Below are 20,362 nucleotides of genomic sequence, written 5' to 3'. Positions count from 1 at the left end.
CCTGTTCCGTAGCTCTGGTGTCATGGTCGCCTAGAGTTTGCCGACCGCGCGGCGGAACGCCCCGGCGTAGGCGGAGGTGCCGACGCCGTTCGGATGGTAGCTCTCACGGCTGATGCACCAGGAGTCCGTGCTGAGGCACCGGAAGTCGCCGTCCCCCACCGGGGCCGTCACGATCTTGTTGATGCCCTCGTTGTCGTCGCAGGCCCGCTTGCCCTCGAAGTCACTGTCCGGGGACTCGAAGCTGACGGGCAGCCCCGCCTGCTTGAGCGAGGCCACGAGCTCCTGCTGCTTGGTCTCCATGTAGTCGGCCAACGCGTTGATCCGCACCATGCCGGCGCCACCGACACCGCTCACACAGAAGGTCACGTTCTCGTTGAACATCCGCGGATAGCCGAGCAGGACGATCTTGGCGTTCGGTGCCTCCGTGTGAATCTCGTTCAGGACTCCCTTGACCCCGGGCTCTTCGTTGGGCACACCGAACACGGCGTCGTCGATGTCGCTGTGGACATCGTCCTCCGCCGGGCATCCGGTGGTGGCGCACATCCGCATCACATCGGGGAAGCCCGCGTCGTTGCCGCCGATGGTGAGCGCCACCAGGTCGGTGTCGGCACTGAGGACCCCGGACTCGATCTGGAACCTCTCACGGAAGTTCCCGTCGAAGCCCCAGGTCTCCTTGCCGTCCCGGAACGGCAGGCCGGGCATCATCTGCCAGGTGTGCGCACCGGAGCAGGAGACGTTCTGGAAGTCCAGCGAGCCGGCGAAGGAATCGCTCAGTGCGCCGATGGTGGAGGACTGGTTCGGCAGTGTCGTCTTGCGCGCCCAGGAGTTGTCGCTGCGCCGGCACGCGTTCCAGGTGCTCTTGCCGTAGTCCCGGTCGGATTCGGCGCTGTAGCCGCCCGCGCCCTCGCCCGAGGAGTACGAGTCCCCCATCTGGACGACCATCTGGGGCTTGGCCGACAGCGGCTGGAAGGCGACGGCGTCCCACGCCACGTCCTCGTCCGCGGTGCCGTCCTCGGTGTAGTTCGTCAGGGTCACGCGCGGCGTCCCGGAGAAGCGGTAGACGCCCAGTTCCACCCAGGTCTTGGCGCTGTAGTGGGTGTTGACATAGCGCTCACGCGGACCGCCGGAGACGCCTTCGATCGTGTAGTGGGCCTGCTGGGTGTGGGCTCCGGTGTCCGGCATGTGGGCGAAGACGCGGGTCCATTGGTTCAGGCTCTGGCCCAGCGTCCATGTGCCGTCGATGGTCATCCGGGCCTGGGGGCCGCCGAGCGCGGCGGTGTCCCGGGTGTGCGTGAACCAGAAGTGACCCCCGTAGCCGCCGCCGATCTGGTGCAGATCGCCCTTGGCCTCGTACTCGTTGTCGGCGTCGGAGTAGAAGGAGAACGCGAAGCTGCCCTTCGAGACGACCGCGCCGCAGTCGCTCCAGGTGGGCTTGCCGTCGGCGATCGCCTCGACGACCAGGGCGCTGTCCGGCAGCCCGGTGTCGGAGCATTCGGGCTCGCCGTACTGGAGACGGAAGCCGCGGCCCGGCTCCGCACGCAGCGTCTGGTACTTGATGTTCTCGTTGCCGCAGTCGTTGGGGCAGTTGGACTTCCAGGTCACGTTCGATCCGCGCCACCAGTACTGCTTGTAGCAGTCCTCGTCGGGGCAGTCCGGCGGGTTGGCGGAGTCGCACCCGTTGGTGGAGTTGCAGAACGCGCTGAGCGGCGGCTTGACGTTGCTGCGCTGGCCTTCGGTGATCCACCAGGCCGGACGGAATCCGGCCGAGGAGAAGCCGCTCTCGCCCGGCCAGTCCTGCCGCCCGGAGGTGGCGTAGGAGTAGCCGGAGTCGATGGACCAGGCGGCCCAGCCCATCACCTTCTCCTCGTACGGCCAGTCCTGGGGGTGCGCCGCGTCATGGTTGGCGTCCGGGTCGAGCGAGGTGTCCATGAAGGCCAGCCGGGAGGGCGGGTAGAGCGGGTTGGCCGGGTTGTTGTACCAGCCCAGGCCCCACGGCTCGCCCGGCAGGCCGGCCGGGTTGAAGCCGAGGTTGTAGTTCCACAGCGCCGCGAACCAGTTCTCCGGCTTGGCCGGGTCGTCGTTGTTGATGGTGATGGTCTGACCCGGCGTGTGGATCTCGTTCCACTTGTCCGCGAGGATGTACATGGAAGCGGCGATGTTGACCGTGTAGTCGAGGGCGACGGCCCGCTGCACGTTCGGGGCCAGGGCGACTTCGCCGTCCTTCTCGTGCCCGGCCATGCGCATGCCGTCGGTGACCTGGCCGACGCCGTAGCCGCAGTCCGAGTCCTCCCAGTTGATCTTCCAGTACTCGTCGGACGTGCTGCCCTTGTGGCCGTAGAAACCGGCCACGGCGGCGAGCGGGTTGCCCATCTGGCCCGGGATCGCGCCCGACTCCGCCTGCCACAGGTTCGACTCCTGGGCGAGCACGCCCAGCATGACCTGGGCCGGGATGCGTCCGCCGCCCTTCAGCGTCGGCGGCGGGAAGGTTCCCTGCGGGTCGATCGTGCCGAGACCGGTCTGGGTGCGCCAGCCGCCCTGGGTGATCCAGCCGGACCGCAGCTCACCGCGGACGGCCATGTCCACGGCCCACTCGACCTGGTTCGGCGTGGGCTGGAGCGCCATGCTGTTCACGTCGTTGCGGGGTACGGAGCACCAGCGGTCGGTGTCGACCGGGTTGGTGGAGACGGCGGCGGCCACGGCGGTGCGGGTCAGCTGGGTGTGCGTCCCGCCGTCGCTGTCGGTCCCGTCCTTGCCGGCGGTCCCGCCGTCGCCGTCGGCCCCGGTGAGTGCGGGCGAGAGGGTGTCGGTGCCGGATCCGCTCTGCTGCCCGGCCACGGACTGGGTGATCGTCTCCCCGGTCGTCGTGGCCGTGGCCGTCAGCGTCAGCGGCTCCTTGTCACCCGCCTGCGGCGGCTGCGCGGAGTCGTCCTGCGGCGCCGGCTCGGATCGCTTGAAGCCCTTGCCCGCGCCCTTGATCCGCTCCAGGCCGGCGCGGACCGCGGGCGAGACGACCGGGTCGACGGCGAGCCGGCCATGGCTGGAGACATCGGCGTCGGCCGGCGCGTCGAGGCGGGTCACCCCGGTTCCCCCGGTGTCCGGCGTGCCGGTGGGGTGACCGGTCAGGAACACTCGCCCGGTACCGCCCTGTTGCAGGGCGAGGTCGCCCAGCTTGCCCGAGGCGAACGTCGAGGGGTGTCCCTGCCCCCGCCACAGCTTGGCCTGTGCCGTGTCGTCGTCCTCGCGGTCGAGGAAGGCGACCCGGCCCTTGTCCGCCACCCGGATGTCGAACGGCACGTTCTCCGTGTCGGCGAGGTTCTTGACCTTCCCCGACCGGCCGATGTGCACCAGGTGGCTGCCCCGGGCGGCCACCGCGCCGTCCGCGACCGGGACGGCCGAGGTGACCTGCCCGACGGCGACCGTCTCGGCGACGGTGTCACCGGACGTGCCGACGGTGACGATACGGCTGTTGTCGTCGCGGAAGGACGTGAAGGCGGCGGTGTGCGTGTCCGGGTTGCAGGACGGGTCGAAGTAAGCCAGGGACGCCGTGAACGGCAGCTTCGTCACCTGCCCCGACTCCAGGTCGACCACGGCGGTGAAGGCGCCGCCCAGCATCATGTCCTGGTGGTTGGTGAAGGTGCGCGGGGCGTAGGCGACCGCGACGTGCGCGCGGTCCATCACGCATGCGTTGCCGATCCAGGTGTCCGCCGGCATGCCCGGTTCCGCGAGGACGGCGGCGGTCTTCCAGGCGTACGCGTCGGCGCTGTCCGCGGTGAGGATGTGCAGGCCGTCGGTGTCGGCCGCGGAGGTGACGGCCCGGTCGGGTGAGGCCTTCCAGCCCTTGCCGAGCTTCTTGCCGGGGTCCTCGACCCGGCCCGGAGGCGTCGGTGTGGCCTGTTCGGCGGCGCGTCCGGGCCCGGACGGTTCGGGTGCCGCGGCCGCGGGCCCCGCGGCGTGCAGAAGGCCGCCGGTGAGCGCGGCACACGCGGTCAGGGCGGCCCATCCTCTTCTGGATCGGCTTCTTCGTCTCAAGGGATCTCCAAGGTTCGGAAGAGCAGGTGGCGAGACGGACTCCGCGGCCGCATCGGTGCGGAGCACCTCGGCTCACGAGGAGTGGCGGGACGACGGGTCCGTCGGTGGGATGACGGCCACGACCAGGGCGGTGTGCGTGCCCAGGGGGTGCCGATCAGCCCGCCCGGCGTGCAGAGGGCTGTGGAGTCGGTCAGGAACCGTGGGTGATCGCGGCGGCGGCCCACGTGCCGACGGCAGAGGACAGCGAAGACGGCGAGGAACGCGGGCCACCGATCAGACCCTGTGCACTGCTTCGATACGCGCGGACCGCCACGAAACCGCCCCCTGTGCCGAGTGGTGTCCGGCGCATGCCGGACTGCACACCGGCAATTGACGGTGCGCAGTCACCAATCGAAGCGCTTCGAAGATCGCTTCGTCAACGGAAAACGACGGGGAGCTTCCTTCTCAAAAGGGCTGTTCCACCGCGAACTTGACTGTTCCCAAAGGGTCAGTCGGAGCGCCGGGCCGGCCGCCTGCCACCCACCTGTGTGCGCACGGCCCCCATGCTCGCCGCTATGACGAAGGCGATCGCCAGGGCCTGCACGGCCGTGAGGGCCTGGTCGAGGACGAGGAAGCCGGCGGTCGCGGCGACGGCCGGCTCCAGGCTCATGAGGATCGCGAAGGTCGGCGCGGGCATGCGGCGCAGGGCGAGGAATTCGAGGGTGTAGGGGAGGACCGAGGAGAGGACCGCCACGGCCGCGCCCAGCCCGAGGGTCACCGGGTCGGCGAGCTTCATGCCCGATTCGGCGATCCCGAGGGGCAGGAACAGAACGGCCCCCACCGCCATCGCGAGCGCGAGTCCGTCGGCCTGGGGGAAGCGTCGGCCCGTACGGGCGCTGAAAATGATGTAGGCCGCCCACATGGCGCCGGCACCCAGGGCAAAGGCGACACCTATGGGGTCGAGAGCGCCGAACCCTCCGCCGCCGAGGAGGAAGACGCCGGCGAGGGCGAGCCCGGCCCAGACGACGTTGATCGCGCGCCGCGAGGTCAGCACGGAGAGGGCGAGCGGGCCCAGCACCTCCAGGGTGACCGCGGGGCCCAGGGGGATGCGCGCGACCGACTGGTAGAAGAGGCCGTTCATCGCGGCCATCGTGACGCCGAAGACGATCACCGTGCCCCAGTCGGTACGGGAGTGACCGCGCAGCCGGGGCCGGCAGACCAGCAGCAGGACGACCGCCGCCACCAGCAGCCGCAGCGCCACCACACCGAGCGCCCCGGCCCTCGGCATCAGGCTCACCGCCAGGGCACCGCCGAACTGCACCGAGACCCCTCCGGCGAGCACCAGACCCACGGGACCCAGCGAGCCCCAGCGGCGCGGGGCGCCTGCCGTCGGCTCGGGAACGGACGCCCGGGCGCTGGAGGGCGCGGGCGCGGCGGTGGTGGCATCGGGGGTGCTCACGGGCGTTCCAGGGGACTCGGCTCGGGGGATGTTCATCATGCTGTACTGACGAGTCCAGGGTAGTAGACCGAGTCAGGCCTGTGAACCCAGGACGCCACTGTCCCGGAGTGTGGACTACCGCCGCGTCATGTACAGATCCAGCGCCTTGTGCAGCAGCCGGTTGAGCGGGAAGTCCCACTCCCCCAGGTACTCGACGGCCTCACCGCCGGCGCCCACCTTGAACCGGAGCAGCCCCAGCAGATGGTTGGACTCCTCCAGGGTGTCCGTGATGCCGCGGAAGTCGTAGACGCAGGCGCCGAGTTCATGGGCGTCGGTCATCATGCGCCACTGCAGGGCGTTGTTCGGCTGGACCTCGCGCTTACGGCTGGTGGAGGCGCCGTAGGAGTACCACACATGGTCGCCGACGGTGAGCATGGTGGCGGCGGCGAGGGTGTCGCCGTCGTGGTGGGCGAGATAGAGCCGCATGCGGTCGGGGTGCTCGGCGGTGAGCGCGGTCCACATCCGCTGGAAGTAGACCAGGGGGCGCGGGAGGAAACGGTCGCGCTCGGCGGTCTCGGCGTAGAGCTCGTGGAAGACGGGCAGGTCCTCGTAGCCGCCCCGCTCGACCTTGACGCCCGCCTTCTCGGCCTTCTTGATGTTGCGCCGCCACTGCTGGTTGAGGCCGCGGTGGAGGTCGTCCGACGACCGCCCGGCCAACGGCACCTGGCAGACGTACCGCGGCTGCCCGGCGGCGAAGCCCTCCTCGCCGCCCGGCTCGGTCTGCCGCCAGCCGGTGCGTCGCAGCCGGTCGGCGATGTCGAGGGCGCCCTGTTCGCACGAGGTCGGCTCCGCGTCGCGCAGCCGCCGGGCGTCCGGGTCGGCGATGGCGGCCTTCACCGCGTCGGCGTTCCAGCGGCGTACGACGACGGGCGGGCCCATCTTCACCGAGAAGGCCCGCTGCCGTTGGAGGTACGCGAGCATCGGGTCGAGCCAGCGTTCGCAGAGGTCGGGCGCGTGCCACTCGATGAGCGGGCCCTCGGGCAGATACGCGAGGTACCTCTTCATCCTCGGCAGCGGCCGGTACAGCACCAGCCCCGCCCCGACCAGCCGCCCACCACCGTCGAACCACCCCAGGCTCTCCGCCCGCCAGTCGGGCTTCACCTCACCCCAGGACGGCATCTGCATATGGCTGACGGACGGACGGCTCGCGACGAAGGCCAGGTGCTCGTCACGGCTGATGGGCTGCAGGCGCAGGGGCAGGGGCATGGTCAGGGCTCCTTGGACGGCTCGCCTGCCACCCTACGAGGAGACCCCGCACCCCTCATCTCGGCCGCGGCCGGTCCGGTACGGCAGGCTCGGCAAGCGCGGTCCGGAGTTGTGCCGCCCCCGCACTGCCGCTATGAGGCCCCTCTGCCGTCCCGCCGCCCGAACACCTCCAGTACCTCCCCGTCCGTCGCCCGGGCGTTGAGGAAGTAGTCGGCCCACTCGGCGATGTCGGGATACGCGCACTCCGTCACGAGCCGGGCGACGGCCGCCGGGATGTCGTACGGCGTGACCCTCAGGTCCGCTCCCGGCCCGAGCAGGCACCAGTGGGCGCCCGGGCGGCCGTACGGCATGCCGACGCTGCCGGGGTTGACGACGAGGCGGCCGTGGGCGAGGCGGACGCACGGCATGTGGGTGTGGCCGCAGACCACCGTGCGGATGTCGTCGGCCAGGTCCGCGAAGACCTCCGTCCAGCGGGCGGGGCGGGAGTCGACGAGCACGACCTCCTCGTCGTCGCGCAGGGTGGCGTGGCAGAACAGGACCTTGCCGTGGCCGCGGATGTCGAGGGTCAGGGTCTTGGGGAGGGCCGCCAGGAACTCGACCTGCTCATCGGTGAGCCGGTCCGCCGCGTACGGGGCGATCGGGTCGGGGATCCCGGCCCGCTCGCCCCGGCGGTACTCGACCAGTTCCCGGTCCGCGTTGCCCGCGACCCACAGCACGCGGTCGCCCTGCCGGCGCAGCAGGTCGAGCACCTCGGCGGGCTGCGGTCCCGCCGTGATGTCCCCCGTGAGCACGATGCGCTCGGCCGCCGCGACCTCCGGCTCGGCGAGCACCGCCTCCAGGGCGGGGAGGACGCCGTGGATGTCGGAGAGGACGGCCACGCGTCCCAGCCGCCCCGGCACGCCCCGCGCCAACTGCTCCGACCGCCCGCTCACGCCTCGCACCTCTCCCTGCCGCCCACCCTTGTCGCCCCGCCCCTGCCAGCCGCTCATGCGTCGCATCGCCCCTGCCGCCTGCTCATGCCTGGCCTCACTCCGGCCGCCCCGCACGCCACGCCCCGCCACACCCCGCTCCTGGATTGGCGGGCGGCACCAGCGCCCCGGTGCAGGGCAGAGGCGCCGGACAAGTGTCGTCATGCGACCGACCCGCTCACGCCCGGCCCCGCTCCAGCCCCCGGGTCACACACCGCCCTTCCCCAGTCACCCCCTCACCCCTCACCCCCCTCCAACCCCTCCCCCAGCACCTCCGCCAAATGCCGCCCCCGCACCCCGGTCAGCTGCTCCAGCTGTGTCCGGCACGAGAACCCGTCCGCCAGGACCAGTGCGCCCTCCCGCGCGCCCCGCACCGAGGGCAGCAGTTGCTCCTCCGCGCAGGACGCCGAGACCTCGAAGTGCCCTTTCTCGAAGCCGAAGTTACCCGCGAGGCCGCAGCAGCCGCCGCTCAGTTCGCCTGTGAGCAGAGCGGCTTGACGCAGTCGGCGGTCGGCCGCGTCGCCGAGGACCGCGTGCTGGTGGCAGTGGGTCTGGCCGACCACCGGGCGGTCCAGCCGGGGCGGGGTCCAGTCGGGGGCCAGGCGCTGCAGGGCCTCGGCGAAGGTCAGGACGCGGTCGGCGAGGCGGCGGGCCCGCGGGTCGTCGTGCAGCAGGTCCGGCAGGTCGGCGCGGAGGGCGGCGGCGCAGCTCGGCTCCAGGACCACGACCGGCGCGTCGGTCTCCAGCACCGGCTCCATCAGGTCGAGCGTGCGCCGCAGCACCGCACGGGCGCGGTCGAGCTGCCCCGTGGAGACGTACGTCAGCCCGCAGCAGACGCGGCCCCGACCCCGCAGGAGCGACATCGGGTCCAGCGCCACCGTCGTACCGCCACCCCCCGGCGCCCGCTTCAGCCGCACCGTCGGCGGCAGCGCCACCCGCAGTCCGGCCGCCTCCAGCACGCGTACCGCCGCCTGTCCCACGGACGGCGAGAGGTGCTCGGTGAAGGTGTCCGGCCACAGGATGACCAGGTCGCCCTCCACGGCCGCCTTGTCCCGCCGCTCCCACCACCGACTGAACGTCCGCGTCGCGAGGCGCGGGATCTCCCGCTCGGGCGCGATCCCGCCGAGCCGCTTCGCCGCCCACGCCAACGGCCGTACGGCGGCAAGGGCGTTCACCAGCGATGCCGTACGCGTGCGTGCCACCGCGCGCAGCCACTCCGGCAGCCGCCCCATGCTGTAGTGGGCGGCCGGGCGGCGCCGCCCGGCGTAGTGGTGGTGCAGGAACTCCGCCTTGTACGTGGCCATGTCGACCCCGACCGGACAGTCCGACCGGCACCCCTTGCAGGACAGGCACAGGTCCAGCGCGTCCCGCACCTCGGTCGACCGCCACCCCTCGGTGACCAGTTCCCCGGCCAGCATCTCGTGCAGCAGCCGGGCACGCCCGCGCGTGGAGTGCTCCTCCTCGCCGGTGGCCCGGAAGGACGGGCACATGACGGCGGAGCCGGCCACGGACGTCGTACGGCACTTGGCGACGCCGACACACCGCCGTACGGCCGCCGGGAAGTCCCCGCCGTCGGCCGGGTAGCCGAAGGCCACGTCCACCGGCGTGCGGGGCAGGACGGCGAACCGGAGGTTCGCGTCGAGCGGGGCCGGGCGCACGAGCATCCCGGGGTTGAGCAGATCGTCCGGGTCCCACACCCCCTTCGCCCGCTCGAAGAGCTCGACCATCTCCGTGCCGTACATCTTCGGCAGCAGCTCGGCCCGCGCCTGCCCGTCCCCGTGCTCCCCGGACAGCGAGCCCCCGTGCGCCACGACGACCTCGGCGAGCTCCTCCGAGAAGCGCCGGAAGCGGCCGATGCCCGCCTGCGTCAGCAGGTCGAAGTCGATCCGGACGTGGATGCAGCCGTCCCCGAAGTGCCCGTACGGCGTCCCGCGCAGCCCGTGCGCGGCCAGCAGCGCGCGGAAGTCCCGCAGGTACGCCCCGAGGCGCGCGGGCGGCACCGCGCAGTCCTCCCAGCCGGGCCAGGCCTCCGTCCCGTCGGGCATCCGGGTCGCCGTACCGCTCGCGTCCTCCCGGATGCGCCACAGGGCCCGCTGCCCGGCCGGATCGGTGACGACCAGCGCGTCGACGACATCGGCGGCCCGCACGATCGCCTCCGCACGCGCGCGTGCCTCCCCCTCCGACTCCCCGCCCGTCTCCACGAACAGCCAGGCACCGCCCCGCGGCAGCGCCGCCGCCGACGGCACCAGGTCGGCCGCCATCCCCTCCACCGTCAGCGGCCTGTGCGCCAGCAGCCCGGCCGCCGCCTCCGCGGCCGCGCTCTCGTCGGCGTACGCCAGCACGGCGAGCGCACGCGCGCGGGGCGCCTCCACCAGCCGTACGACCGCCTCGGTGAGGATCCCCAGGGTGCCCTCGCTCCCGCAGAAGGACCGCGCCACATCGGCGCCCTTCTCCGGCAGCAGCGCGTCCAGCGCGTACCCGGAGATACAGCGGGGCAGTTGCGGGAACCCGGTCCGCAGACGGGCCAACTCCCCCTCGACCAGCGCCCGCAGCCCCTCCGGCGCCCCGGCCCACCCCTGCCCGAGCCGCAGCCGCTCCCCCCGCGCGGTGATCACGTCCAGCTCGCGCACGCTGTCCGCGGTCGTCCCCCACGCCACCGAGTGCGCGCCGCAGGAGTTGTTGCCGATCATCCCGCCGAGGGTGCAGCGGCTGTGGGTGGAGGGGTCCGGCCCGAAGCGCAGGCCGTGCGGGGCGGCGGCCTCCTGGAGGCGGTCGAGGACCAGGCCGGGCTGGACGACGGCGGTGCGGCCGTCGGGGTCCAGGGAGAGCAGCCGGTTCATGTGCCGGGTGAAGTCCAGCACGACGCCGGTGCCGGTGGCCTGGCCGGCGATGGACGTACCTCCGCCGCGGGCGACGACGGGGACGCCCTGCGCACGACAGACCTCCAGCACGGCTGCCACGTCGTCCGCGTCTCTCGGAGCGACGACTCCCCTCGGGACACGCCGGTAGTTGGACGCGTCCATGGTCGTCAACGCCCGAGAGGTGACGTCGAATCCCACCTCACCCCGGACGACGGTACGCAGCGCAGCCTCAAGATCCGTCATACGTCCAGCATGCCCCCGGCCACTGACAGTGACGGCTCCAGCGGGTGCCGGTCCAGGAATCCGGCCACCGCGCGGGCCACGGGTTCGGGACGCTGGATCTGCAGGAGGTGGCCGACGCCGTCGATCACGGTCTCCTCCACATCGGGGAGCGACTCGCGCAGGAACCCGGCCACGTCCACGAAGAAGGGCAGGGTCTCGGCGCCCCGCACGGACAGCGTCGGCCGGTGGACGGCCGCGGCCTGCTCGACGCCGAACTCCCACTGGGTCAGCGCGGGCAGCTCGATGCCGAAGCAGGTGTCGGCGTCCTCGACGGCCTGGGCGATCGCACCCGGCACCCGCCGCTCGAACAGGGCCTCGCACGTCGCCCGGTCCAGGCCGCTCACCGCCTCCATGAACATCACGAGCGCGCCCGCAGGATCGCCGTTCCCGTACGCCTCGAAAACGGGCCGCGCCTGTTCGAGGAACGCCTTGCCGCTGGGCAGCCCCATCACTTCCGGCTCCATAAGGGTCAGCGTGTGCACACACCCGGGGTGGTCGAGGGCGAGCTGAGCCGCGGCCGAGGCCCCGGTGGAGTGGCCCACCACATGGGCGCGCCGCACCCCGAGCCGGTCGAGCAGCGCCGCGGCATCCGCCGCGTGGTCCGCGACGGTCACCGGGGGCGGGGTGTGCGTGCTGCCGGCCCAGCCCCGCTTGTGGTAGCGGATCAGCAGGTGGTGGTCGGCCAGTACCGGCTCCGCGACCAGCGGCAGGAAGCCGTCGGCGACGACCGGGCTGATGAACAGGACGGGCTCACCGGCGCCCGTCACGTCGTATGCGAGCTGCACACCGTTGACGTCGACGCTCTTCACGGCTTTCACCCCATAGGCTGGTTTCGTGGCTCTCCTACCTCTTTGGGCGTGACAAAGGCCGTTACGGCGGTGACTCCCACGGTTACGGCGATCTGTGATGAGCGACGACGTGAGCGCATCGGTCCTCCGCGGCGGCCGCGAGGCCGCGGCCCGGGGCGACTGGCCTACGGCCTTCGACCTGCTGACGGAGGCGGACGCGGGGGGTCTCACCGGCCCGGCCGACCTGCCCGTCCTCGCGGAGGTCGCCTACGCGGCCGGCCGGCTCGATGTCACGGTCGAGGCCTGGGAACGGGCCCACGCGGCCTGTGTGCGGGCCGGTGACCGGGTCGCGGCGGCGGGGGCGGCGGTGCGGGTCGCCATGCACCTGCTGTTCGACGTCGCCCTGATGGCGCCCGTGCGGGGCTGGCTGACCCGGGCCGACCGGCTGCTGGAGCGGCAGGAACCGGGTCCCGCGCAGGCCTGGTGCGCGGCGGTCCGCGCGTACGAACGGATCCTGACGGGCGATCTGGCCGGAGCGCTCCCCTGGGCCCGGCGCGCGATCGAGGTCGGTGAGCGCTGCGACCCGGCGGCCCATGCGATCGGCCGGGTCGCCGAGGCACGGCTGCTGATCCTCGGCGGCGAGGTGCGGGAAGGGCTGGCACTGCTCGACGAGGTCGGGGCGACGGCGGTCTCGGGGGATCTCGACGTGATGTCCACGGGGGTCGTCTACTGCGAGCTCGTCTGCGCGTTGCAGGGGCTGGCCCAGTACGAGGTCGCCGAGGAGTGGACGGACGCGATGGAGCGCTGGTGCGGGACCCACGCGATCGGCAGCCTCCACGGGCGGTGCCGGGTCCATCGCGCGGAGATCCTCCGGCTGCGCGGAGCGTGCGACGAGGCGGAGCGGGAGGCGCTCGGCGCGTGCGCGGAACTGCGCCCCTACCTGAGACGCGAGATGGGCTGGCCGTTGAGCGAGCTCGGCCGGATCCGGCTGCGCAGAGGTGACGTCGAGGGCGCGGAGCAGGCACTCCTCGCCGCCGATCGCGCCGGCTGGGACCCGCAGCCCGGCCTGGCCCTGGTGCGCCTGGCCCGGGGCGATGTGGCCGCGGCGGCCGCTTCGGTCCGCGACGCGCTGGAACGCCCCCTGCGCGTTCCGTCGAAGGAGCTGCCCCCGGACAACGACCTCCAGCGTGCGCCGCTGCTGGAGGCACGGGTCGAGGTCGAGATCGCGGCCGGGGACCTCGACGAGGCCCGCGCGGCCGCCGACGAACTCGCCGCCGTCGCCGCCCGCTTCCGGAGCAGGGCGCTGATCGCCGCCGCGACGCTGGCCCGGGGCCGTGTCCGGCTGGCGCAGGGCGACACTGCGGAGGCGAAACGCGCGTACGCCGATGCCGTGCGGCTCTGGAACGAGGTCGGGGCGCCCTACGAGGCGGCCCTCGCCCGGCTCGGCCTCGCGGAGGCACTGCGGGCCGGGGGCGGTGAGCAGCAGGCGGCGCTGGAGGAACAGGCCGCTCACGCCTTGCTCGATCGGGTGAAGGGCACGGGGCAATCGGAACCGGTACAGGAATCGGTACTGGAACCGGAGACACGAGCCGGAACCCGCGGAGGCAACCGGCAACCGGGCGAGCAGGCCACCCCGGACGTCAACGTCTTCCGCCGCGAGGGCGACTACTGGTCCGTCGTGTTCGAGGGCCGTACCGTCCGCGTCCGGGACGTCAAGGGCATGCACCACCTCGCACGGCTTCTGGCCCACCCCGGACGGGAGTTCCACGTCCTGGACCTCGTCGTCGCCGAGAGCGGCGGGGCCGCCGACCGGTCCGGGCTGCCGTACGCGACGCTCGGCGACGCGGGCGAGATGCTCGACACGCGCGCGAAGGAGGCGTACCGCCGGCGCCTCAGCGAGATCGACGACGACCTCGACCGGGCGCGCGCCTGCGGGGACGCACAGCGAGCGGCGCAGGCGGAGTGGGAGCGCGACTTCCTGGTGCGGGAGCTGTCCCGTGCGGTGGGGCTGGGCGGCCGCGACCGGAGAGCGGCCGCCCCGTCCGAGCGGGCCCGGGTCGGGGTGACCCGCGCGATCCGCAGGGCCATGGCCCGCATCGGCGAGCACCACCCCCGGCTGGGCGAACACCTCGACCGCACGGTCCGGACGGGCACGTACTGCGCCTATCTTCCGGACCCGCGCATCGGTGCCGAGTGGAAATCCTGAAACGCCGTCTCACCCGACGGACGAGGTTTCGCCCAGGTTTCCCCCACCGGCTAACCTCACTGCGTGGCTGAGATCCAGATTCCCGCTGACATCAAGCCCGCCGACGGACGTTTCGGCGCGGGCCCCTCCAAGGTGCGGACGGAAGCGCTGGACGCGCTGGCCGCCACCGGAACCTCCCTCCTCGGTACCTCCCACCGCCAGGCCCCGGTCAAGAACCTGGTCGGCCAGGTGCGCGAGGGCATCAGTGAGCTGTTCCAGCTTCCCGAGGGCTACGAGGTCGTCCTCGGCAACGGCGGCTCGACGGCCTTCTGGGACATCGCGACGCACGGCCTGATCGAGAACAAGTCGCAGCACCTCACGTTCGGTGAGTTCAGCTCCAAGTTCGCCAAGGCCGCGAAGCTCGCCCCCTGGCTCGCCGAGCCGGACGTCATCTCCACCGACCCGGGCACGCACCCGGAGCCGGCCGCCGCCGCGGGCGTCGACGTCTACGCCTTCACGCACAACGAGACCTCGACCGGCGTCGCCATGCCCATCAAGCGCGTGGAAGGCGCCGACGAGGGCGCCCTGGTCCTCGTGGACGCCACCTCCGGCGCGGGCGGCCTCCCGGTGGACGTGTCGGAGACGGACGTCTACTACTTCGCCCCGCAGAAGTCCTTCGCCTCCGACGGCGGCCTGTGGATCGGCGTCTTCTCGCCGGCCGCGATCGAGCGCGCCGAGCGCATCCACGCGTCCGGCCGCCACATCCCGGAGTTCTTCAGCCTCCCGACGGCGATCGACAACTCCCGCAAGAACCAGACGTACAACACCCCGGCCCTCGCCACCCTCTTCCTGCTGAACCAGCAGCTGGAGTGGATCAACGGCCAGGGCGGCCTGGACTGGGCGGTCCGCCGCACGGCCACCTCCGCCCGGACCCTGTACGGCTGGGCCGAGGACATCAAGTACGCCAACCCGTTCGTCGCCGACCCGGCCAAGCGCTCGCAGGTCATCGGCACGATCGACTTCACGGACGAGATCGACGCCGCCGCCGTCGCCAAGGTCCTGCGCGCCAACGGCATCGTCGACACCGAGCCCTACCGCAAGCTCGGCCGCAACCAGCTGCGCGTGGCGATGTTCCCGGCGATCGACCCGGCGGACATCGAGGCGCTGACGAAGTGCATCGACTACGTGATCGAGAAGCTCTGATCACTCCCGTACGACAGTGAAGGGCGCCCGGTACGGACCGGGCGCCCTTCTCGTTGCACACACTCAGCCGCGGAAGCCGAGCATGCCGTGCAGCGTGGAGCCGGCCTCGGCGCGCGACGCCGACGCCGTGGTCTGCGGCTTCGGGTCGGGCAGCTTCTGGCAGACGGCGTCGGCCGTGCCGCTGCCGTGCGGCACCTTGCCGTTGGTGAGGTACGTCGCCAGGTACTTGTCGAGGCAGGAGTTACCGCTCAGCGAGATGCCGTGGTTGCCGCCGCCCTGCTCGACCACCAGGCTGGAGTTCTTGAGCAGCTTGTGGACGGTGACACCGCCCTGGTACGGGGTGGCCGCGTCGTCCGTCGCCTGGAAGAGCAGCACCGGCGGCAGCTTGGTGTTGGCGACGTTCACCGGCTTCAGCGACTTCGTCGGCCAGAAGGCGCACGGCGCGTTGTACCAGGCGTTGTTCCAGGCCATGAACGGCGCCTTCTCGTACACCGCCCAGTTGTCCTTGCGCCACTGGTTCCAGTCGCGCGGCCAGGCCACGTCACGGCACTGCACCGCGGTGTAGATGCTGTAGCCGTTGTCTCCGGAGGCGTCGACGGCGGCGATGTTCTCGTACGCCTTGACCACCGCGGCCTCGTCCTTGTCGTTCACGTACGCCGCGAACACCTTGGCGAGGGTCGGCCAGTAGCCGTTGTTGTAGCCACCGGGTATGAAGATGTCCTCCAGCTCGGAGGCGCCCACCTTGCCGCCCGCGGGCTTCTTGGCCAGGGCCGCCCGCATCGCGTACCACTTGGCCTCGACCTTCGCCGGGTCGGTGCCCAGCTTGTAGGTGGAGTCGTACTTGGCGATCCACGCCATGAGCGCCTTGTGGCGGGCGTCGAAGGCGTAGTCCTGCCCGATGTTGTCCTCGTACCAGACGCCCGTCGGGTCGACGATCGAGTCCAGCACCAGGCGCCGCACCCGCTCGGGGTACAGCTTGGCGTAGACCGCGCCGAGGTAGGTGCCGTACGAGTAACCGAAGTAGTTGATCTTCTTGGCGCCGAGTGCCTTGCGGATCGAGTCCATGTCCTTCGCGGCACTGACGGTGTTGATGTACGGCAGGACGTCCTTGTACTTCGTGCCGCAGGCCTTGGCGAAGGACTTGGCGCGCGAGAGGTTGGCCTTCTCGATCGCGGGCGTGCTGGGCACGGAGTCCGGGCGCACCGGGTTGAAGTAACCGGGCTTGCAGTCCAGGGCGGGCTTGCTCTTGCCCACCCCGCGCGGGTCGAAGCCGATGACATCGTACTGGGCCGCGACCTCCTTGGGCAGGCTGGAGGCGACGAACCCGGCCAGCGTCAGGCCACTGCCGCCGGGGCCGCCCGGGTTGACCAGCAACGGGCCCTGGTACTTGTCCCCGGTGTGCGGCACACGGGACAGCGCCAGCGTGATCTTCTTCCCGCTCGGCTTCGCGTAGTTGAGCGGCACCTTCACCGACGCGCACTGCAGCGTCGGGTAGTCGTCCGTGGCGCACTTCTTCCAGGTGACCTGTGCGGCGGCCCGGACGGTGTTCACGGAGTCCGACGCGTTGGCGTTGGCGGGGACGGCGGTGAGCGTCCCGGCCACGACGACGGTGGCGCCGCACAGCACGGCTGCGCTTCTTCTCATGGAATTCTCTCGCAACGGTGAGGGGGGTTCAGGCCCGCGCGTTCGCGGGCCGTGTGCCGCATCGTTCCGGAAGAGCACACCGCGAAAGAACTTATTCGACCAGGACTTGACCGAATTGAGTCATTGGAAGCTCTCAAGTTATCCACAGAAATGGTCAGTTGACCCGATTCGGGCATGCCGCCCCCGCCGATGAGGGCGCTCGGCGAGCACCGGGCGCCCTCCGCCCGTACGACGGTCAGGTCGCCGTACAGCTCACCACCGGCACACCCCCTCCTCCAGGCGCGCCACCGAACCCCAAGCTCGCCGAACCGCCCACGGGGACCGCCCCGTTGTGATCGGCGTTCGAGGCGGTGACGGTGGCGCCGGACTGGGTGTACGACGCGTTCCACATCGACGTGACCCTCTGCGAGCCGCTCCAGGTCCAGGTCACCTTCCAGGACTTGAGGGCGGTCGTGCCGCTGTTGGTCACCTTCACCTCGGCGTTGAACCCGCCGCCCCAGTCGCTGCTGACGGTGTACGCGGCGCTGCACGAGGCCGTGCCCCCACCGGGGTCGCCCCCGCCAGGACTGCCCGTGCCGGGAAATCCGGGGGCCTTGACGCTCGCCAGATACCCGTCCTTGACGGTGTCCACGGTCGACCAGTCGTCCTTCAGGATGCCGCCCGTGTCACCGGAGTTGGGGTTCCACGACCAGAAGGTCCAGTGGAAGCTGTCGGCGCCGTACGCCGACGTCGACCGCAGGTACGTCACCAGTGCCGCCAGCCACTTCTGGTCCACCGTCGACTGCAGGGTCGTACCGAATTCGCCGACCCACACGGGCGCGATGTTCTGCTTGAAGATGTAGCCCCAGTACCTGTCCCAGACACCCGGCATGTTGTCGGGGAACGACGGATCGCCGAACCAGGGTTGCTGGGCCACGCTCGTCGCGTAGTCATGGGCGGAGTAGACCAGCCGGTTGGGCACGTCGAGCTGCACCGGGTACTGGGCCACGCCCATCAGATTGCCGCCCCACCAGCCGCTGACGCCGTTGAAGGACTGGACGCCCTCGACCATGATCAACAGTTCCGGGTTGACCGACAGGACGGCGTTCCCGGCGCGCTGGGCGGCGAGCCGCCAGTCGCGTGCCGTGTCGCCGCAGCCCCAGCAGGCCGGGTCGTGGGGCTCGTTGTGCAGGTCGATGCCGATGACGGTGCTGTCGCCCTTGTAACGCGTCGCCAGCGCCTTGAGATCGGCGATCCACGTCGATTCCGGCACCGCGCTCGTGTACCAGAGCGCCGACTGCCCGCCCGAGTCGGGACGATGCCGGTCCAGGACGATCTTCAGGCCGATTCGGCCGGCGTACGCCACGATCCTGTCCATGACCTGCACCGAGGTCAGCCCTTGCAGATCGGCGTTCTTGCCGTCGGCGAAGTTGATGCTGTCCGGCAGGGTGCCGGGCTTGAGGATGTCATCGCTGAAGGGCAGGCGGAGGGTGTTGTAGCCCAGCGATCTCATCTGGTCGAGCATGCTCTTGTAGTCCCGGCTCCACAGGCCGTGGACGACGTGGTTGCCGGTCTCGAAGCCGAACCAGTTGATCCCGGCGATCCGGACCGGCTGCCCGGCCGCGTCCAGGATCTGCCGGCCGCTGGTGTGCCAGTAGCCGGCGCCGGGCTCCGCCGCGTGTGCGGTCTGCGCACCGAGCCCCAGCGGTAGGACGAGCGCGAGCGCCGCGACGGCGGCGCTCAGCGCTCTTCGCAAGCTGCGGAACATGTCGCTGCTTCCTCTCGGAGGCGCGGGCCCGGAACGGATGGGAGCGCTCCCACCCCCCGCACCTCCCATGGAAGTCAGGTCACATGGACACGTCAAGCACCCGGCGTCAATTCGCCGCTCCGAGGCGGGGCGTCACCGGCTCAGCTTCTGGAACCTCCGCACCGCCAGCGGCAGGAAGACCGCCGTGAGGATCACCGGCCACACGCCCGCCATCAGCAGCGCATGCCGCTCGACCCAGGAGCCCCCGCCCCCGACCGGCGTACCGAACAGGTCCCGGGCGGCCGCGGCGGTGGAGGAGATCGGGTTCCAGGCCGCCACCCAGCCCAGCCAGTCGGGCATCAGCTGCGGCGCGACGTAGATGCTGGAGATCATCGTCAGCGGGAAGGCGACGGCGAACAGGCCGCCCGCCGCCTCCGGGTTGGGGACCAGCAGCCCCAGCCACACCCCGATCCAGATCAGCGCGAAGCGCAGCCACAGCAGCAGCCCGAAGGCCGCGAGGAAGCCGAAGCCGCCGTCCGGCCGCCAGCCCATCGCGAAGGCGGTGAGCATCATGATCGCCAGCTCGGCACAGGCGATGATCAGGTCCGTCACGCCGCGCCCGGCCACCACCGCGGACGCCGCCATCGGCATGGAGCGGAACCGGTCGATGACGCCCTTCGTCGAGTCGTGGACGACGACCGTCGCGGTGTTGATGAAGCCGAACGCCATCGTCATCACGAACATGCCCGGCATCAGGAAGTCCTGGTAGTCCCCGCCGCCGGGCACCTTCATCGCGCTGCCGAAGACATAGCCGTAGAGGAGGACGGACAGGATCGGAAAGCCCAGCTGCCAGGCGATGTTGACCGGCTGGCGCTGGTAGTGGGTCAGGCCGCGGCGGACGATGTTCCCGACGTCGGCGAGGATCCAGTACGCACGGCCGTGCGTGCTCTTCGCGGCAAGGTCGAGGGTGGTCATGCCGCCTCCTTGGCTTGTGTCGTCTCCGTGGCTTCCGTGCGGTGTCCGGTCAGGCGCAGGAACACGTCGTCCAGGCTCGGCCTGCGCAGCCCGATGTCCTCGACCTGGACGCCCTCGTCCTGCAGCGTCCGGGCGACCTCCGTCAGGGCGGCGACCCGGTCGAGCACCGGTGCGTGCACCCGCAACTCGCCCTCTTCCGCCTCGGGTTCGCCGTCCGAGACCCGGGCGACGACCTTCGTCACCTGCGGGATGTCGGCCCGTTCGGCGACGACGACCTCGATACGGTCGCCGCCGACGAGGTTCTTGAGCCCGTCCGGGGTGTCGTCGGCGATGGCCCGGCCCTGGTCGATGACGGTGATGCGGGACGCCAGCTTGTCGGCCTCCTCCAGGTACTGCGTGGTCAGCAGGACCGTCGTGCCGCCGGCCACCAACGCCCGGACGGATTCCCAGACCTCACCCCGGCTTCGGGGGTCGAGCCCCGTCGTCGGCTCGTCGAGGAAGAGGACGGCCGGGGCGAGGATCATCGACGCCGCGAGGTCGAGGCGGCGCCGCATACCGCCGCTGTACTTGCCGACGCCCCGGTCGGCGGCGTCGGTCAGATCGAACTGCTCCAGCAGTTCCGTGGCACGCACCTTGGCCCGCTTGCCGCCCAGGTGGAAGAGCCGGCCGAACATCTCCAGGTTCTGCCGGCCGGTGAGCACCTCGTCCACGGCCGCGTACTGCCCGGTGAGCCCGATACGCGCCCGCACCTCGCGCGACTGCCGGGCCACGTCCAGGCCGGCCACCGTCGCCCGGCCGCCGTCCAGCCTGATCAGCGTGGACAGGATGCGGACGGCCGTGGTCTTGCCCGCGCCGTTCGGCCCGAGCAGGCCGTGCACCGTCCCCTCGCGGACGGCCAGGTCGAAGCCGTCGAGGGCGCGCTTCTCGCCGTAGCGCTTCTCCAGGCCCTCGGCCCGTACCGCGTATCCGTCGTCGGTCATGGGTCCCCCTTTCGATTAATTGAGTACAGCGTACCCGA

12 protein-coding genes are annotated in these 20,362 nt (G+C 71.4%); 2 read left to right on the top strand and 10 right to left on the bottom strand.

From position 1 onward, the window contains the following. Positions 1–30: 30 nt before the first annotated feature. The 6 genes from ACIBU0_RS18180 to ACIBU0_RS18155 all read right to left on the bottom strand — a co-directional run bounded on the left by ACIBU0_RS18180 (position 31) and on the right by ACIBU0_RS18155 (position 11,632). Positions 31–4,029: a hypothetical protein gene (locus tag ACIBU0_RS18180; protein WP_398818937.1), complete on the bottom strand. Its 3,999-nt coding sequence runs from the start codon at positions 4,027–4,029 to the stop codon at positions 31–33. 487 nt (positions 4,030–4,516) lie between these two features. Then, a complete protein-coding gene (locus tag ACIBU0_RS18175; RefSeq protein WP_398818935.1) occupies positions 4,517–5,467 on the bottom strand; it encodes an EamA family transporter in 951 nt (316 codons plus the stop codon). 114 nt (positions 5,468–5,581) lie between these two features. Continuing rightward, on the bottom strand, positions 5,582–6,706 hold the full coding sequence (locus tag ACIBU0_RS18170; protein ID WP_398819635.1) for a lipid II:glycine glycyltransferase FemX: 1,125 nt from the start codon (positions 6,704–6,706) through the stop codon (positions 5,582–5,584). A gap of 137 nt (positions 6,707–6,843) precedes the next feature. Further along, complete coding sequence (locus tag ACIBU0_RS18165) at positions 6,844–7,644, bottom strand: metallophosphoesterase family protein (RefSeq protein ID WP_398818932.1); 801 nt, start codon at positions 7,642–7,644, stop codon at positions 6,844–6,846. Positions 7,645–7,916: 272 nt separating this feature from the next. Then, positions 7,917–10,784: an FAD-binding and (Fe-S)-binding domain-containing protein gene (locus tag ACIBU0_RS18160; RefSeq protein WP_398818929.1), complete on the bottom strand. Its 2,868-nt coding sequence runs from the start codon at positions 10,782–10,784 to the stop codon at positions 7,917–7,919. Further along, the gene (locus ACIBU0_RS18155) at positions 10,781–11,632 is read right to left on the bottom strand and encodes an alpha/beta fold hydrolase (RefSeq protein WP_398818925.1); all 852 of its coding nucleotides are present in this window, start codon (positions 11,630–11,632) and stop codon (positions 10,781–10,783) included. The genes ACIBU0_RS18160 and ACIBU0_RS18155 overlap by 4 nt, the downstream gene beginning before the upstream one ends. 97 nt (positions 11,633–11,729) lie before the next feature. On the opposite strand from ACIBU0_RS18155, the gene ACIBU0_RS18150 reads away from it, so the two are divergent. After that, the gene (locus ACIBU0_RS18150) at positions 11,730–13,817 is read left to right on the top strand and encodes a transcriptional regulator (protein WP_398818922.1); all 2,088 of its coding nucleotides are present in this window, start codon (positions 11,730–11,732) and stop codon (positions 13,815–13,817) included. Between the two features lie 63 nt (positions 13,818–13,880). Next, positions 13,881–14,999, top strand: a complete 1,119-nt coding sequence (gene serC, locus ACIBU0_RS18145) for a phosphoserine transaminase (RefSeq protein WP_398818919.1) — start codon at positions 13,881–13,883, stop codon at positions 14,997–14,999. 63 nt (positions 15,000–15,062) lie between these two features. Here the strand turns inward: serC and ACIBU0_RS18140 are convergent, their stop codons facing one another. From ACIBU0_RS18140 to ACIBU0_RS18125, 4 genes are all read right to left on the bottom strand, one after another. Next, positions 15,063–16,643, bottom strand: coding sequence for an alpha/beta hydrolase (locus ACIBU0_RS18140; protein ID WP_398818916.1), 1,581 nt, complete (start codon positions 16,641–16,643; stop codon positions 15,063–15,065). A 235-nt stretch (positions 16,644–16,878) separates the two neighbouring features. Then, positions 16,879–18,390: a cellulase family glycosylhydrolase gene (locus ACIBU0_RS18135; RefSeq protein ID WP_398818913.1), complete on the bottom strand. Its 1,512-nt coding sequence runs from the start codon at positions 18,388–18,390 to the stop codon at positions 16,879–16,881. 132 nt (positions 18,391–18,522) lie between these two features. Continuing rightward, positions 18,523–19,344: an ABC transporter permease gene (locus tag ACIBU0_RS18130; RefSeq protein ID WP_398818910.1), complete on the bottom strand. Its 822-nt coding sequence runs from the start codon at positions 19,342–19,344 to the stop codon at positions 18,523–18,525. After that, positions 19,341–20,324, bottom strand: a complete 984-nt coding sequence (locus tag ACIBU0_RS18125; protein WP_398818907.1) for an ATP-binding cassette domain-containing protein — start codon at positions 20,322–20,324, stop codon at positions 19,341–19,343. Before ACIBU0_RS18125 ends, ACIBU0_RS18130 begins: the two co-directional genes overlap by 4 nt. Between the last annotated feature and the right edge of the window lie 38 nt (positions 20,325–20,362).

The organism is Streptomyces sp. NPDC049627, assembly GCF_044465645.1.
Classification (GTDB): Bacteria; Actinomycetota; Actinomycetes; order Streptomycetales; family Streptomycetaceae; genus Streptomyces.
Note: the sequence above shows the minus strand (reverse complement) of the source record. Positions and strands in the feature narration are given on the sequence as shown.